The organism is Streptomyces hebeiensis, from assembly GCF_052983195.1.
This window is the reverse complement of sequence record NZ_CM129812.1, coordinates 6,823,629-6,837,814: the sequence shown is the minus strand read 5'-3', so window position 1 is coordinate 6,837,814 and position 14,186 is coordinate 6,823,629. Positions and strand designations below refer to the sequence as shown.

General features: G+C 71.9%; 12 protein-coding genes. 5 read left to right on the top strand and 7 right to left on the bottom strand.

The genetic code is table 11. From position 1 onward, the window contains the following. Positions 1 to 112: 112 nt before the first annotated feature. The 3 genes from ACU6P3_RS29280 to ACU6P3_RS29270 form a co-directional block, all read right to left on the bottom strand. Positions 113 to 2,329, bottom strand: a complete 2,217-nt coding sequence (locus ACU6P3_RS29280; RefSeq protein WP_447194848.1) for a 3-hydroxyacyl-CoA dehydrogenase NAD-binding domain-containing protein — start codon at positions 2,327 to 2,329, stop codon at positions 113 to 115. Between the two features lie 88 nt (positions 2,330 to 2,417). Further along, positions 2,418 to 3,632, bottom strand: coding sequence for an acetyl-CoA C-acetyltransferase (locus ACU6P3_RS29275; protein ID WP_447194847.1), 1,215 nt, complete (start codon positions 3,630 to 3,632; stop codon positions 2,418 to 2,420). Positions 3,633 to 3,690: 58 nt separating this feature from the next. Beyond that, complete coding sequence (locus tag ACU6P3_RS29270) at positions 3,691 to 4,917, bottom strand: CaiB/BaiF CoA transferase family protein (RefSeq protein WP_447198118.1); 1,227 nt, start codon at positions 4,915 to 4,917, stop codon at positions 3,691 to 3,693. 380 nt (positions 4,918 to 5,297) lie between these two features. Here ACU6P3_RS29270 and ACU6P3_RS29265 point away from each other — a divergent pair, with 380 nt between their 5' ends. Further along, positions 5,298 to 6,494, top strand: coding sequence for a saccharopine dehydrogenase family protein (locus tag ACU6P3_RS29265; protein WP_447194846.1), 1,197 nt, complete (start codon positions 5,298 to 5,300; stop codon positions 6,492 to 6,494). 101 nt (positions 6,495 to 6,595) lie between these two features. Here the strand turns inward: ACU6P3_RS29265 and ACU6P3_RS29260 are convergent, their stop codons facing one another. The 4 genes from ACU6P3_RS29260 to ACU6P3_RS29245 all read right to left on the bottom strand — a co-directional run bounded on the left by ACU6P3_RS29260 (position 6,596) and on the right by ACU6P3_RS29245 (position 9,289). Continuing rightward, on the bottom strand, positions 6,596 to 6,685 hold the full coding sequence (locus tag ACU6P3_RS29260; protein WP_425574003.1) for a hypothetical protein: 90 nt from the start codon (positions 6,683 to 6,685) through the stop codon (positions 6,596 to 6,598). Between the two features lie 50 nt (positions 6,686 to 6,735). Continuing rightward, positions 6,736 to 6,900, bottom strand: a complete 165-nt coding sequence (locus tag ACU6P3_RS29255) for a hypothetical protein (protein WP_447194845.1) — start codon at positions 6,898 to 6,900, stop codon at positions 6,736 to 6,738. Positions 6,901 to 7,000: 100 nt separating this feature from the next. Then, on the bottom strand, positions 7,001 to 7,702 hold the full coding sequence (locus ACU6P3_RS29250; RefSeq protein ID WP_447194844.1) for an endonuclease V: 702 nt from the start codon (positions 7,700 to 7,702) through the stop codon (positions 7,001 to 7,003). Between the two features lie 276 nt (positions 7,703 to 7,978). After that, a complete protein-coding gene (locus tag ACU6P3_RS29245; protein WP_447194843.1) occupies positions 7,979 to 9,289 on the bottom strand; it encodes an NAD(P)/FAD-dependent oxidoreductase in 1,311 nt (436 codons plus the stop codon). A 287-nt stretch (positions 9,290 to 9,576) separates the two neighbouring features. Between ACU6P3_RS29245 and ACU6P3_RS29240 the strand changes: the two genes are divergently transcribed. The 4 genes from ACU6P3_RS29240 (at position 9,577) to ssgD (ending at position 14,064) form a co-directional block, all read left to right on the top strand. Next, on the top strand, positions 9,577 to 10,803 hold the full coding sequence (locus tag ACU6P3_RS29240) for a metal-dependent hydrolase family protein (RefSeq protein ID WP_447194842.1): 1,227 nt from the start codon (positions 9,577 to 9,579) through the stop codon (positions 10,801 to 10,803). Then, positions 10,800 to 11,654 (top strand): alpha/beta hydrolase, encoded by an 855-nt coding sequence (locus ACU6P3_RS29235; RefSeq protein WP_447194841.1) that lies wholly within the window; start codon positions 10,800 to 10,802, stop codon positions 11,652 to 11,654. The genes ACU6P3_RS29240 and ACU6P3_RS29235 overlap by 4 nt, the downstream gene beginning before the upstream one ends. Before the next feature lie 210 nt (positions 11,655 to 11,864). Beyond that, complete coding sequence (locus ACU6P3_RS29230) at positions 11,865 to 13,235, top strand: FAD-binding oxidoreductase (protein WP_447198117.1); 1,371 nt, start codon at positions 11,865 to 11,867, stop codon at positions 13,233 to 13,235. Positions 13,236 to 13,647: 412 nt separating this feature from the next. Then, positions 13,648 to 14,064 (top strand): spore wall synthesis regulator SsgD, encoded by a 417-nt coding sequence (gene ssgD, locus ACU6P3_RS29225; protein WP_447194840.1) that lies wholly within the window; start codon positions 13,648 to 13,650, stop codon positions 14,062 to 14,064. Positions 14,065 to 14,186: the final 122 nt, after the last annotated feature.

The window sequence follows — 14,186 nt, the reverse complement described above, 5'->3', positions numbered from 1 at the left end:
CCGTTGTCAGCCGGGCGGGCGGGTCGGCGTCGAGCGCCGTCACACCGTCGTCTCCGGTGCGCGGCGAGCCACGCGCGGCCTGATCCCGGGCCCGCCCCGCCGCGCGCCGCCGCTACCCGTCCCTGAACGTCTCCCCATGGCGCGCCTTCTCCAGCAGCAGGGCGGGCGGCGTGAACCGCTCCCCGTACCGCTCCGCCAGCTTCCGGGCACGCGCGACGAATCCGGACGGTCCGCCCTCGTAGCCGTTGACGTACTGGAGCACTCCCCCCGTCCAGCCCGGGAAGCCGATCCCCAGGAGGGAGGCGACGTTGGCGTCCGCGACCGAGAAGACGACGTTCTCCTCCAGGCAGCGCACGGCCTCCAGCGCCTCCGCGAAGAGCATCCGCTCCTTCATGTCGGCGAACGGCACCGCCGGGGCCCCTCCCTCCGGCCGGCCGAAGTGCTCGCGCAGGCCGGGCCACAGCCGCAGGCGCGCGCCGTCCTCGCCGTACTCGTAGAAGCCCGCCCCGCCGGCCCGCCCCGTGCGTCCGAACTCGTCCACCATCCGGTCGACGACCGCGTCCGCCGGATGGCCGGGCCGGGCCCCGCCGGTCTCCTCGGCCGCCCGCCGCGCCTCCTGACGGATCCGGCGCGGCAGCGTGAGCGTCAACTCGTCCATCAGGGCGAGGACCTTGGTTGGATAGCCGGCCTGGGCCGCGGCCTGTTCGACCGACGCCGGCTCGATGCCCTCACCGACCATCGCCACGCCCTCGTCGAGGAACCGGCCGATCACCCGGGAGGTGAAGAAGCCGCGCGCGTCGCCCACGACGACGGGGGTCTTCCCGAGGGCGCGCACCAGGTCGAAGGCGCGGGCCACCGCCTCGTCCCCGGTCCGCCCGCCCCGGACGATCTCGACCAGCGGCATCTTGTCGACGGGCGAGAAGAAGTGCAGCCCGAGGAAGTCGGCGGGCCGGTCGACGGCCTCGGCCAGTCCGGTGACGGGCAGCGTCGAGGTGTTGGAGCAGAGCAGCGCGTCCGGCGCGACGGTGTCCTGGATGTCCTGGAAGACCTCGCGTTTGAGGGCCGCGTCCTCGAAGACCGCCTCGATCACCACGTCGCACCCGGCGAGTTCGGCGGTGCCGTCGGCCGGCGTGATCCGGGCGAGCAGCGCGTCGCGCTCGCTCTCGGTCGTACGGCCCCGGGCGATCGCCTTCGCCAGGAGCCGCGCGGAGTACGCCCTGCCGTTCTCGGCGGCCTCCCGGGAGACGTCCTTGAGGACGACGTCGAGTCCGGCGCGGGCGCAGGCGTACGCGATACCCGCGCCCATCGTCCCCGCGCCGAGGACCGCGACCTTGCGCACCTCGCGCGGCGCGACGGACCGGGGCCTGCTCGCACCGGAGTCGACGGCCTGGAGGTCGAAGAAGAAGGCCTGCGTCATGTTCTTGGCGATCTGCCCTGTGACCAGCTCGGTGAAGTACCGGGCCTCGATGGTCTGCGCGGTCTCGAAGTCGACCTGCGCGCCCTCGACGGCCGCCGCCAGGATCGCCCGCGGAGCGGGGTAGGGGGCGCCCGCGATCCGCTGCTCCAGCCGGGCGGGGAAGGCCGCGAGTTCGGCGGCGAGGCGCGGTGCGGCGGGCGTACCGCCGGGGATCCGGTGGCCCTCGACGTCCCACGGCTGCCAGGACTCCGGATGGGCGTCGATGAACGCGCGGGCGGCGTCGAGCATCTCCTCCCGGGTGGCGGCGACCTGGTGGACCAGGCCGTGCTCCAGCGCGCGCCGCGGCGGGTACCGCGTGCCGTCGAGCAGCACCGTGAGCAGCGCGTCGGCGATACCCAGGAGCCGTACGGCACGGGTCACCCCGCCGCCTGCGGGCAGCAGCCCGAGCGTGACCTCCGGCAGGCCGACGGTGGATCCGGGGGCGTCGAGGGCGATGCGGTGGTGGCAGGCGAGGGCGATCTCGTAACCGCCGCCGAGGGCGGACCCGTTGAGGGCCGCCACGACCGGCTTGCCCAGGGTCTCGATCCGGCGCAGCGCCCGTTTGACGGCCATGCCGGTGTCGAAGACCGCACGGGCGTCCTCGGGGCCGAGCCGGATCATGTCCTTCAGGTCGCCGCCGGCGAAGAACGTCTTCTTGGCGGAGGTGACGATGATCCCGCGGATACCGTCCTTCTCGGTCTCGGCACGGTCGGCGACGGCCGTGAGGGCCGCCCGGAACTCCTGGTTCATGGTGTTGGCGGACTGTCGCGGATCGTCCAGGACCAGGGTGACGACGCCGGTTCCGTCCCGCTCCCAGCGGATCGCCGGGGATGCCGCGGGCACCGGGGGCACCGGGGTGGTGGACTCGCTCATGCTGCTGCTCCGTAAGGCCGCGTGAGAGGAGATGAGAAGGGGGGAGAGGGGAGACGAGGAGGGAGGGGACGGGAACGGCCGGAGGCGGTCACAGGCGTTCCACGACGGTGGCGACTCCCATCCCGCCGCCGACGCAGAGCGTGACCAGGCCGTACCGCTTGTCCTGGCGTTCCAGCTCGTCCACCAGCGTGCCGAGGATCATCGCGCCGGTGGCTCCCAGGGGATGGCCGAGCGCGATGGCGCCACCGTTGACGTTGACCTTGTCCAGGGACAGGCCCATCTCCGCCGCGTAGTGCAGGACGACCGCCGCGAACGCCTCGTTGATCTCCACCAGGTCGATGTCGTCGATGGTCAGCCCGGCCTTGGCGAGGGCCTTGCGGCTGGCGGGCGCGGGGCCGGTGAGCATGATGGTCGGCTCGGAGCCGGAGACGGCGGCGGAGACGATCCGCGCCCGGGGCGTCAGTCCGTAGCGCTCGCCGGTCTCGCGGGAGCCGATCGCGACGAGCGCGGCACCGTCCACGATGCCGGAGGAGTTGCCCGCGTGATGGACGTGGTCGATCTTCTCGACCCAGTGGTACTTCTGGAGGACGACGGCGTCGAACCCGCCCTTCTCGCCGATGGCCGCGAACGACGGCTTGAGCGCGGCCAGCGAGTCCGCGGTCGTGCCGGGGCGCGGGTGCTCGTCGTGGTCGAGCACCGTCAGGCCGTTGCGGTCGAGGACGGGGACGACGGAACGGGCGAAGCGGCCCTCCTTCCGGGCGGTCGCGGCCCGTTCCTGGGAGAGCGCGGCGAACTCGTCCACGTCGCGGCGGCCGAAGCCGCCCAGCGTGGCGATCAGGTCGGCTCCGATGCCCTGCGGGGCGTAGCCGGTGGCGAAGTTGGTCATCGGGTCCATCGCCCAGGCACCGCCGTCGGACCCCATGGGCACCCGGGACATCGATTCGACGCCGCCCGCCAGGACGAGGTCCTCCCAGCCGGAACGGACCTTGGCGGCGGCCAGGTTGACGGCTTCCAGGCCGGAGGCGCAGAAGCGGTTCTCCTGGACGCCGGCGACGGAGTCGGGCAGCCCGGCCGCCACGGCCGCGATCCGGGCGATGTCGGAGCCCTGGTCACCGAGCGGGCTGACGACGCCGAGGACGATGTCGTCGACGGCCGCCGGGTCGAGGTCCGGGAAGCGGCGGAGCATCTCATGGATCAGGCCGACGACGAGATCGATGGGCTTGGTGCCGTGCAGGGCGCCGTTCGCCTTGCCCCGCCCGCGCGGGGTGCGGATCGCGTCGTAGACGAATGCTTCGGTACTCAACGCGGGCTGCCTTTCGACGTTTCGACGGATCGGTGGGCACGCGGGGGGCCTCGGCGGCTCAGTCGGACGGACGCGGCCGGGAGGACTGAGAGGACTGCGGGGCGGGCTGCTGTACGGGGGGTGCCAGCCGCGTGGGTGGCGCGGACGGCGCGGGCGGCGCGGACCGCATGGCCCGTGGCGGCAGCTCCCAGTCCCGCGCGATCTCGTCGGCGTCGGCGCCCGGTCGCGGGGGCGGACGGCGGACCGACGCGGGGGTGGCGGAGAACCGGGGCGCGGGCGCGGGCTGGGTGAGGCCCGCGTGGTCGGTGAAGGTGGCGCGCGCGGCGAGGTGCGGATGTCCGGGCGCCTCGCGCAGCGACAGGACGGGCGCGACACAGGCGTCGGACCCCTCGAAGATCTCCGTCCACTCCTGCCGGGTCCTGGTCAGGAACCGGGCGGCGACGGCCTCGCGCAGATCGTCCCAGCGGTCGAAGTCGTTTCGCGAGGGGAGTTCGTCGGCGATGCCGAGCAGCCGGACGAATTCGTCGTAGAACCGCTTCTCCAGCGCGCCGACCGCCATGTACTGCCCGTCGGCCGTCTCGTACGAGCCGTAGAAGGGACTGCCGCCGTCCAGCAGGTTGGCCCCGCGCCGGTCCTGCCAGCCGCCCGCACCCATCATGGCGTGGATCATGGTGGTGAGGTGGCTCGTGCCGTCCACGATCGCGGCGTCCACGACCTGTCCGGCGCCGTTGGGCGTGCGGGCGTGCTGGAGTGCGGCGAGCACCCCGATGACGAGGTAGAGCGCGCCGCCCGCGTAGTCGCCGAGCAGGTTCGCCGGCAGGGCGGGCGGTTCGTCCGCCTTCCCGATCATGGACAGGGCACCGGTGACGGCGATGTAGCCGATGTCGTGTCCCGCCCGGTGGGCGAGCGGGCCGTCCTGGCCCCAGCCGGTCATGCGCCCGTACACCAGGCGCGGGTTGCGGGCGAGGCAGTCCTCCGGGCCGACGCCGAGGCGCTCGGCGACACCGGGCCGGTAGCCCTCGATGAGGACGTCGGCACGTTCCGCGAGGTCGAGGACCCGGGCCGCGCCCTCCTCGGTCTTGAGGTCGACCAGGAGGGACCGCTTGTTGCGGTTGGTCAGGTCGTACGAGGGGTCGATGCCGAGCCCCGCGCCGCCCGGCCGGTCGACCCGTACGACATCGGCCCCGAGGTCGGCGAGGGTCATGGCGGCGAAGGGGCCCGGCCCGATACCGGCCAGCTCGACCACCCGTACACCGGTCAGCGGACCGCTTCCCGTCGCCGACATTCGACCCCCAGTGGTACCCATGACCTCGACTTCCCTGCGCCGTGGCCGACGCGTCGCCCGTGCCTTCCGGTACGGGCCGGCCGCCACGACCGACGGATGTGACACAACCGGTGTGACGCCGGCGATGTCAAGGACGTGCGGCGGTCGGCACAAGGCGACCGCCGAGCGCCCGACCGGCCCTCCGACGAGCCTATGCCCGACGGGAGCGCCGGTCGCGGTCGGGCTCGGCGACGGATCGCATCGCACCGTTCGTACGCGCGGCCCGTGCCGCCAGGTTAAGGTCTGTCCCGGCCCACGGCCCCCGGTGGCGGCCCCGGCAGGGGCGCGGTGGCGGGTGGGCCGGCGTGCCGGGCGGAGCGTACGGCGGAGGGAACGGCGCAATGGCCAAGACCAGCAGGAACGGGGCGGAACGCCCGTACGACATCGTGCTCTTCGGGGCGACGGGTTTCGTCGGCGCCCTGACCGCGGAGTACCTCGCCGTGCACGCGCCCGGGAGCTGTCGCTGGGCCGTCGCGGGGCGCGACCGCGCGCGGCTGGAGCGGCTCCGGGAACGGCTGACCGCGATCGCCCCGGGCTGCGCCACGCTCCCGCTGCTGCACGCGGACGCGGCCGACCCGGACTCGCTGCGGACCCTGGCCGAATCGACACGGGTGATCGCGACGACCGTCGGCCCCTATCTCTGGCACGGTGAGGAGCTGGTCGCCGCCTGCGCGGAAGCGGGTACGGACTACGCGGATCTGTGCGGCGAGGCCGAGTTCACGGACCGCGTCTACCTGCGGTACGACGTACGGGCGCGGGAGACGGGAGCCCGCCTGGTGCACTCCTGCGGTTTCGACGCGGTCGTCCCCGACCTCGGGGTGTACTTCACCGTGGAGCGGCTGCCCGAGGACGTGCCACTGCGCGTGGACGGCTTCGTCCGCACCAACGCCTTCTTCTCCGGCGGCACGCTGGCGTCCGCGCTGACCGCCCTGAGCCGCGGGCCCCAGCTCGTGCGGGCCGCGCGGGAGCGGCGGCTGTACGAGCCGAGGCAGCCGGGCCGCCGGACCCGGGCCGCGCTCGGCGCCCCCCACTTCAGCCGGGAGACGGGACTGTGGGCGCTGCCGCTGCCGACACTGGACGCGCAGGTCGTGACGCGCTCGGCGGCGGTCCGGCCGCGCTACGGCCCCGACTTCCGTTACCGCCACTTCGCGGGTGTCAAGTCGCTGCCCGTCGCGCTGGCCGGCGGGGCGGGCGCGGGCGCCGGTGTGGCACTGGCCCACGTGCCGGCGGCGCGGAACTACCTGCTCAGGCGGTACGCCTCCGGCACCGGCCCGGACGAGGCGCGCAGGCGCGCGAGCTGGTTCTCGGCGCGGTTCGTGGGCACGGGCGGCGGCCGCCGGGTCCTCACCGAGGTCACCGGCGGTGATCCCGGCTACGACGAGTCGTCGAAGATGCTTGCCGAATCGGTGCTGAGCCTGGCCTTCGACGACCTTCCGGCCACGGCGGGCCAGGTGACCCCGGCGGTGGCGATGGGCGACGCGCTGCTCGACCGGCTCAGGGCGGCGGGCCTGCGCTTCCGCGTGGCGGACACGCGGTGAGCGCCGCCGCGTCGGCCCGCCCCCGGGCGGAGCGCCGGGCCGGGCTCCTACGCCGAGCCGGCCGGTCGGGCCGAGCCGGCCGGATCGACCGGCCCGGTCGGTCAGCCGAACGCCCAGACGGCGATCGTGCAGACCATCGCGGCGCACCAGGCCAGGCCGATGACGCCGGACAGCATCAGGAAGGTCGTCATGCCCCGCCCCTGAGGTGAGCCGGCGGACCTGGAAACAGCGCGGTAGTTCGTCATATGACCAGCCTGCCCATCGGCATGGGGTATCGGTATCCGTACACATACTCAGCTCGGTCCCGCGGCGGCCGCGGCCTCGGCGCCACCCAGGCCAGCGCCTCGGGCACGGCCGCGTCCTCACGGCAGTGCAGCCACAGGACCACCCCGGCGCACATCGCCATGGCTTCGTTCTTCCTCCTCGCCGCGGCCCGAGGCGGGACGGCGGGCGATGACAGACGAGGCGGGCCGTCGGGTGTCCGGGGACGGCGCGCTGCCCGCTCGTCAGTCCGCGGTGGCCTCGCGCAGCGCCCGGCGACAGAGCGCGTCGGCCCGGCGGGTGGTCTCCGGCAGGCGGTGTTCGCGGGCCAACCGGAGGGTGTGCGCGCAGGCGGTGTCGAGATCGACGCGATGACCGACCGAGACGAAGACGGGCTTGACGCCGTCCCTCGTGCGCACGGCACGGCCCACCTCCTCGCCGTCCTCGGCGACCAGCGGCGAGAAGTCGCCACGCCGGCTGCCCGGCTGCTCGTAGGTGAACGTGAATGGATTCTTCGCCACGCCGATCGCGGGCAGGCCGGTGACGACACCGAGGTGAGCGGCGAGCCCGAAGCGGCGCGGGTGCGCGCGCCCGTAGCCGTCGCAGACCAGGAGCCCGGGGTCCGAGCCCAGCGCGTCGAGGGCGGCCAGGACGGTCGGGGCCTCCCGGAAGGCGAGCAGCCCGGGGACGTAGGGGAAGGTGACCCGGCCGACGGCGGTGGCCCGGTCGACCACGGCGAGGGTGGCCGCGTCGAGCACCACGGCCGCCGCGGCGACGAGGTCACGCTCGTCGTCGTACGCCACGTCCACCCCGGTCACCAGGCCGGTGCCGGGCGGTGGACCGGCCTCGTCCAGCACCACATGCCCGCGCAACTCGTCCTGGATGGCACGTGCCTCGGCCTCGTCGGCCGGTGTCCTCGTCGCCCTCGTGGTTCTCGTGGTCCGCATGGTGACGATCACCCTAGTGCCCCTCCCGGCAACGTTTGCCCCGTCGCGACGCCCGGCACGCGCGCTCGCCGCGTTGGCCACAAGCCCAGGTAGCTCCGCTACATGGACTTCTGCCCGCCTTGCGATCACACGCACCGGACGCCGCTCCTTGACGGGCAAACCTTGCCGGTCGCGGCACTAGCCGCCCTGGTCCCGCACCGCGGCCACCTTTGCGTCGAAGTGACCGCCGGGTACAAGCCATCCTCTTCGACGGGGAACCCGGCTCAGCGGCCGACATCAGCCGAGGACTGTGCCCGTGGACGGGGCCGGCCGACGTCGGCGTGAGAACGCACCGAGGTCGATGGTTTGGCCGGTGTGTTCACAGGTGTGCGTGAGCGCGCTCCGGTCGTGGTCGTGCCCGCCTTCGACACCGTGGATCAGGGTGGTCATGAGGCGGCCCACCAGAGGGGCGTTCTTGAACTGATTGCCGCTGGTGCCTATGGCCACGTAGAAGCCGGCGAGTTCGGTTCGGTCGTATACGGGGGTCCAGTCGTCGGCCACGTCGTATACGCCTGCCACACCACGAGGCTTGTTGGGAACGCGCAGGCCGGGCAGTCGGCGAGCCGCCCGCGTCACCTGCGTCCTGAACAGCGACACGGTCGGGGTGGGACTCCCGTCGTCCGGATCGTCGAGCCATTCCAGCGGGTCGCACTCGGGTTCCGTACCGCCGACGAGCAGGAACTCCCTGCCCTCGGGCCGTATATACGTGCCGAGGTCCATATCGACAAGCACCGGTGCGCGCCCGTCGCCGCCGGCGTCGTGGTAGCCGGCGGGCGCCGCTACGTGGTGCACCTCCTGGCGCAGCGGTCGCAGACCGACGGTGAAGTCGCCGCCCACTTCGGCGAGCCGGTTCAGCTGTCCCGACCATGGGCCGGCCGCGTTGACGACCACCCCTGCGTACAGTTCGGTTCCATCCTTGAGGCGCACCCCGCGCACGCGTCCCCCGCGCCGCATCACCGCGGTGACGGGGGTATTCCATCGGAAGGCGGCTCCGTGCCGCTGGGCCGCCGTAGCAAGGTTGTGCGCGGCGAGTCGCGGGTCGTCGACAAAGCCCCCGTCGGGGGTGTGGAGAGCACCGAGCCGAGCGGACGCGTCGGCGAAGAACTCGTCGTCATCCACGGGGCGGGGCGGGAAGTACCGGCCGGTGTCCACGGCGGGCAACCGCCTGGACAGCTCTCGCGCACCCCATTTTTCGTACGGCACACCGACCTTGTCGAAGTGTCGCGTGAACATGCCGCGGGGTGCGAAGTCCACGTCCAGCATGGTGACGCCGCAGCGGTTGAACGCTGCGAGGGGTTCACTGGCGGGTGCTTGGAGATGGTCGCGCCATGCTTCCCAGCAGTGACGGGACTCCCAAGCGGCATTGACGCCCGCGATCGTGGGATAGGTGAAGCGGATCACGGCGCTCGAGGCGCTGGTGGAGCCGTTGCCCGCGCCGCCGAACTTGTCGACCACGACGACCCGCAGACCGCTCCGCACCAGTTCGAGAGCGATGGAGGATCCGATCACCCCGGCCCCGACGACGACAGCGTCTGTGCTCTCAGCCATGTTCCAACCACCTTCTCGTTGTCGGACCAGACGGTCCTCTGGCGGCGCGGAGGCCCGTGTGCGCCGATGCCCAGCTGTCACGTGGGAGCGACATCTCCGGCGGGGCGGGGGAAGGTCCTCGCCGAAGGCGTCGAGAAGCCGCGCCAGGAGTCGCTCGCGCGCGCTGCCCTTGCGTTCCGAGGTTGACAGGACCACCCCCACAGTTTATCCATTGGAAAAGACGGATGGGCGGTTCCGTGTCGCTTCACACATGGCCGCGGTCAGCTCGCAACGGCGGAGGATCGACTATGGGACCTGCTCATGTAGTCGGCGCGGCGGTCATCGACGGATCGGGGCGCGATCCCAGCAACCTCGACATCACCATCGAGAACGGCCGCATCACCCGACTCGGCGCCTCCAGCGCGCACGGTGAGCGTCTCGACGCCGAGGGATTGACGATGACCCCCGGCCTGATCGACGCTCACGTCCATCTGGGCCTGTCGAGCCCGATCCAGCCGCACTTCTCGTTTCGGATAAGCGCCGCCGAGATCGCGGCGGACATCTTCGCCACGGCCGGCGCGACGCTCGACGCCGGCTTCACCACCGTTCGCGACACCGGCGGGATCGACGGCGGTGTCGTCACCGCGATCGCGAAGGGCAAGGTCAGAGGGCCGCGCGTCCTGTCGTGCGGACCTGTTCAGTGCCAGATAGGCGGGCACGGCTACTACGGAGCCGAATGGGAACCCACCGAGCTGTGGAGCAGCCACCACATCCCGGGCCTGTGCGTCCTCTCCATGATGGCGGGCAACGCGGACGAGCTGCGACACAACGTCCGCGAAGCCTTCCGTCGCGGAGCCTCCTTCCTGAAGCTCTGCGTGACCGGCGGAGTGGTGGGCGCGCATGATCGACTGACCGACACCCAGTTCACCGTCGAGGAGATCGCTGTCGCAGTCCAGGAAGCCGCGGCACGGAACACCTATGTGACCGTTCACGCCCACAACAACGAGGGCATACGAAACGCGGTCGAGGCCGGGGCGCGCTGTGTCGAGCACGGCACCAGCCTCGACGAATCCACAGCGACCCTGATGGCCGCTCGCGAGGTTGCCCTCGTGCCCACGTTCGCCGTCGTCGAGCAACTGCTGCACGACACCGCCGGAGCCGGTCTCGCCGAGTCGACCCGCGACCGGGCCAAGGGCGTACGTGAGCAGATGACGAAGGCGCTCGCTGTCGCCAAGCACGCAGGAGTACGGATCGGGCTGGGTTCCGATCTCATCGGTCCGGCCCAGGACCGTCGCGGCAAAGAACTCACCCTGCGCGCGGCCCTCGAGACGCCGATGGAAGCGCTCGTGGCGGCGACCCGGACCAACGCCGAGATCCTCGGCCTGTCCGGCCAGGTGGGGGTCATCACTCCCGGCGCGCGGGCAGACCTCGTTCTCTGGAACGGCAACCCTCTCGAAGACCCGGAACTGTTCTCCGACCCCACCAACGCCGTCCTCGTCATCCAGGCCGGCGAAATCGTGAAGGACCTCAGATGAGCACCATGTGGCAGGGCTGCCTCGCCCACACCGACTACTTCGAGACGCGCTCCAGCGGTGGGCACGACTACGGCGTCTGGGTCACCACCCCACCGAACTACGACCCTGCCGCGGCGCAAGCACCCGTCGTGTACGTGCTCGACGGCAACTGGGCCGTGGGCCTGACCGCCCCGCTCATCGTCACGCAACTGGACCCCCTGCAGTCGATCCAGCCCTACATCCAAGTCAGCGTGGGTTACGCGGGTGAGGAAGCGGAGCACTGGGAGCGGCTGCGCAACCGCGACCTGGTGCCCCCCGGCGAACCCATCGCGAAGGAGTACATCGACGCGGTGGAGATGGGGGTCGAAGCGGGCACGACGACTCGCGAGCAGGCCGACGCCCTCCTCGCTGAATTGCGCGACAGCCGCGGGGACATGTTCCTGAACTTCCTCACCGACGACCTGCACCCGCGGATCGAACGCGACTACGGCACCGCCCCGAGCGGGCACGGCCTCTTCGGCTACTCCTACGGCGGACTCTTCAGCCTCTACGCCTGGCTCACCAAGAGCACCTTCTTCGAGAGCATCGGCGCGGGCAGCCCCGGCATTGTCAACGCAGAAAGTCAGGTCTTCGCTCGTCTTCAGGCAATGGGTGACACCCTGCCCGCTACCAAGCTTCACGTGACCTTCAACGACCGAGAGCTCCTCGGAGACATGGCGGTCTACCAGAATCTCGCGAAGAACGCGGCCACGTTCCTTCACCGCCTCACCTCCCGCGGCGGATCCGTCACCAGCGCACTCATGCACGAAACGCACGTGACGGGACTGCAGGCATCGTTCCTCAGCTACCTCAGGACCTGCCGTGCCCGGTAAGCCTGGACGCCGCGGCTCTGTCTGACCGCCGCGCCGGGTGGCGGCGCTCCCGGCCGGTGCCGCCGCCCCGGGTGCCTGGCACCACGCCGCACCCGACCGGTACGCGTGCGGCGTGGTGCCACCAATGTCGCATTCATATGAGTCAACTACTCCGGAGGTGTGCGGGTGGCCGAGCGGGACTTCGTCAGCACGACGCCCCCTGCCGGGGGTATCGCGGAAGCACTCAGGCGACGGCTGCCCGCCGGCCGGGTGGTGACTGATCCGGACATCGTCGCCGGTCTCTCCCACGACCAGGCGGTATGGGCGCCTGTTGGCCGAGCGGTGGCCGTCGTGCGCGCCAAGAGCACCGACGAGGTCCGGACCGTGGTTCGTGCGTGCCTGGAGCAAGGAGTCCCGTTGGTCGCACGCGGCGCCGGTACTGGATTGTCGGGGGGCGCCAATGCCGTCGAAGGCGGCGTGATCCTCGCGCTGGACGGCATGGATCGGGTGCTGGAGGTCGACGAGCTGGAGCGCCTCGCCGTCGTGCAGCCCGGTGTGGTCAACGACGACCTGCGCGCCCATGTAGCGGCGCTCGGCCTGTGGTACCCGCCTGACCCCGCTAGTTCGCCCTGGTCGACCATGGGAGGAAATGTCGCGACGAACGCCGGCGGAGTGTGCTGCGTCAAGTACGGCGTCACTCGCGACCATGTCCTCGGTTTGGAGGTCGTGACCGGCACCGGCGAGGTGGTCCGGCTCGGGCGCCGTACGTCGAAGGGGGTCGCCGGCTACGACCTCGTGGGCCTCATGGTGGGTGCCGAGGGCACTCTTGGTGTCGTCACCGAGATCACGGTCCGGCTGCGACGCCTGCCTCCGGTCGGCGTGACCGCCGTCGGCTACTTCGACAGCGTCGGGCAGGCCGGTGACGCGGTGCGTGCGACGGCTGCCGCCGGGCTGCGGCCGGCCGCGCTGGAACTCGTCGACCGGCACTGTCTGCGCGCGGTCGACGCCTGGAAGAACATGGGGCTCTCCGCCGAGGCGGACGTGGTCCTCCTGGCCCGTTTCGACGATGATGGCCGCGCCGCCGAGGAGGGCGCCCGCCGGATGGTCGACTGCTTCCGCGGGGCCGGCTCTACTTGGGCGGACCGGTCGGAGACGGAGGAAGAGGCCGAGATGCTCTTCGCGGCCCGCCGGCTGGCCTTCCCCGCGCTCGAGCGGCTGGGGCCGGTGCTCACGGAGGACGTCTGTGTGCCCATCGGTGAGGTGGCGGAGATGCTGGCCCGCATCGACCGGACCGCGCAGAGGCACCGGATCACCATCGCCAACATCGCGCACGTCGGCGACGGCAACTTGCATCCGCTGCTTGTGACGGAACACGGTGACGCGGCGGCCCAGGTCCGGGCCCGCGCGGCGTTCGACGACATCATCGCGGACGCCCTTGAATTGGGTGGGACGGTGACTGGTGAGCACGGTGTGGGACTGCTCAAGCGGCCCGGCCTCACCCGTGAACTCGGCCCGGCCGTCATGGAGATGCATCGCGCGGTGAAGCGTGCTCTCGACCCGGCCGGGATTCTCAACCCTGGCAAAGTTCTCGGGCCGATATGACCCCTTGGCCACGTACAGAACCGGGCCGCGGACGACAGAGCTCCCAGAGCCGGAGTTCCACGCACCGTACTCCGGCGTCAGCGACGTGCCTTGCGCGTCGGAGGGTTCCAGCTCAAAGCGGTCCGCGCATCGCGCCCCCGCCTCCGGCAGCCCACGGCCCGGACCGGGCCGGGCGGCCCAGGAACCGTACAGGGGCCTCCGCTGCCCGGGAACCCGGGCCCGGACGGCGGCCTCCGCTGCCCCGGGACCGCCCATAGCACGGCGCCGACCACCGCCACAAAGCGGCGCGCGGCGTCTGTCGTCCGCCGGACGGGTGATACAACTCACGCGGTTTTCGGAGCACGTCCGGGGCCTCTCCGCCGTCCTTACCCGGTAGAAGTTGACCGATCGGTCCGTCGAAGGGGAGCAGGCCATGGCGCCCGTCATTGAACAGGCTGTTCAGGCCCGGCTGGTCGCGTCCGTCCCCCGGGCGGAGACCGTGCACGCGACGCTGCGGTACGACCGGTCCGACCCGTTCACCGTGCGCATGGCCTTCCCGCCGCCGGCGACGCTGGAGGGCACGGAAGTGACCTGGGAGTTCTCCCGCGAGCTGCTGTCGACGGGGCTGGGCGAACCGGCCGGTGTCGGCGACGTGCGGGTCCGCCCGTTCGGGTACGGCCGTACGGTCATGGAGTTCCGCGCCCCCGAGGGCACCGCCATGGTCCATCTGCGCACCGCCGAGCTGAGGGCCTTCCTGGAGCGCTCCCAGGACCTCGTACCGGTGGGGCACGAGCACCTCTACCTGGATCTGGACCACGATCTGGTGGAGCTGCTGCGCGACGCCTGCTGACGGTCCGGCCGGCCCCGGCCCCTCCCGGCCGGGGCCCTCACCGACCGGCGCCCCTCCCCCGCCGGGGCCCGGCCCGATATTCCGTTGACGGACCCGGGACCGCCTCGTAGCGTCTACGACGG

Bases quoted from the DNA above. Each gene is read 5' to 3' on its own strand.
- ACU6P3_RS29265 (WP_447194846.1), top strand. From the start codon at position 5,298: ATGGCCAAGACCAGCAGGAACGGGGCGGAACGCCCGTACGACATCGTG.
- ACU6P3_RS29255 (WP_447194845.1), bottom strand. From the start codon at position 6,900: ATGGCGATGTGCGCCGGGGTGGTCCTGTGGCTGCACTGCCGTGAGGAC.
- ACU6P3_RS29250 (WP_447194844.1), bottom strand. From the start codon at position 7,702: ATGCGGACCACGAGAACCACGAGGGCGACGAGGACACCGGCCGACGAG.
- ACU6P3_RS29235 (WP_447194841.1), top strand. From the start codon at position 10,800: ATGAGCACCATGTGGCAGGGCTGCCTCGCCCACACCGACTACTTCGAG.
- ACU6P3_RS29245 (WP_447194843.1), bottom strand. From the start codon at position 9,289: ATGGCTGAGAGCACAGACGCTGTCGTCGTCGGGGCCGGGGTGATCGGA.
- ACU6P3_RS29270 (WP_447198118.1), bottom strand. From the start codon at position 4,917: ATGTCGGCGACGGGAAGCGGTCCGCTGACCGGTGTACGGGTGGTCGAG.
- ACU6P3_RS29260 (WP_425574003.1), bottom strand. From the start codon at position 6,685: ATGACGACCTTCCTGATGCTGTCCGGCGTCATCGGCCTGGCCTGGTGC.
- ACU6P3_RS29240 (WP_447194842.1), top strand. From the start codon at position 9,577: ATGGGACCTGCTCATGTAGTCGGCGCGGCGGTCATCGACGGATCGGGG.
- ACU6P3_RS29280 (WP_447194848.1), bottom strand. From the start codon at position 2,329: ATGAGCGAGTCCACCACCCCGGTGCCCCCGGTGCCCGCGGCATCCCCG.
- ssgD (WP_447194840.1), top strand. From the start codon at position 13,648: ATGGCGCCCGTCATTGAACAGGCTGTTCAGGCCCGGCTGGTCGCGTCC.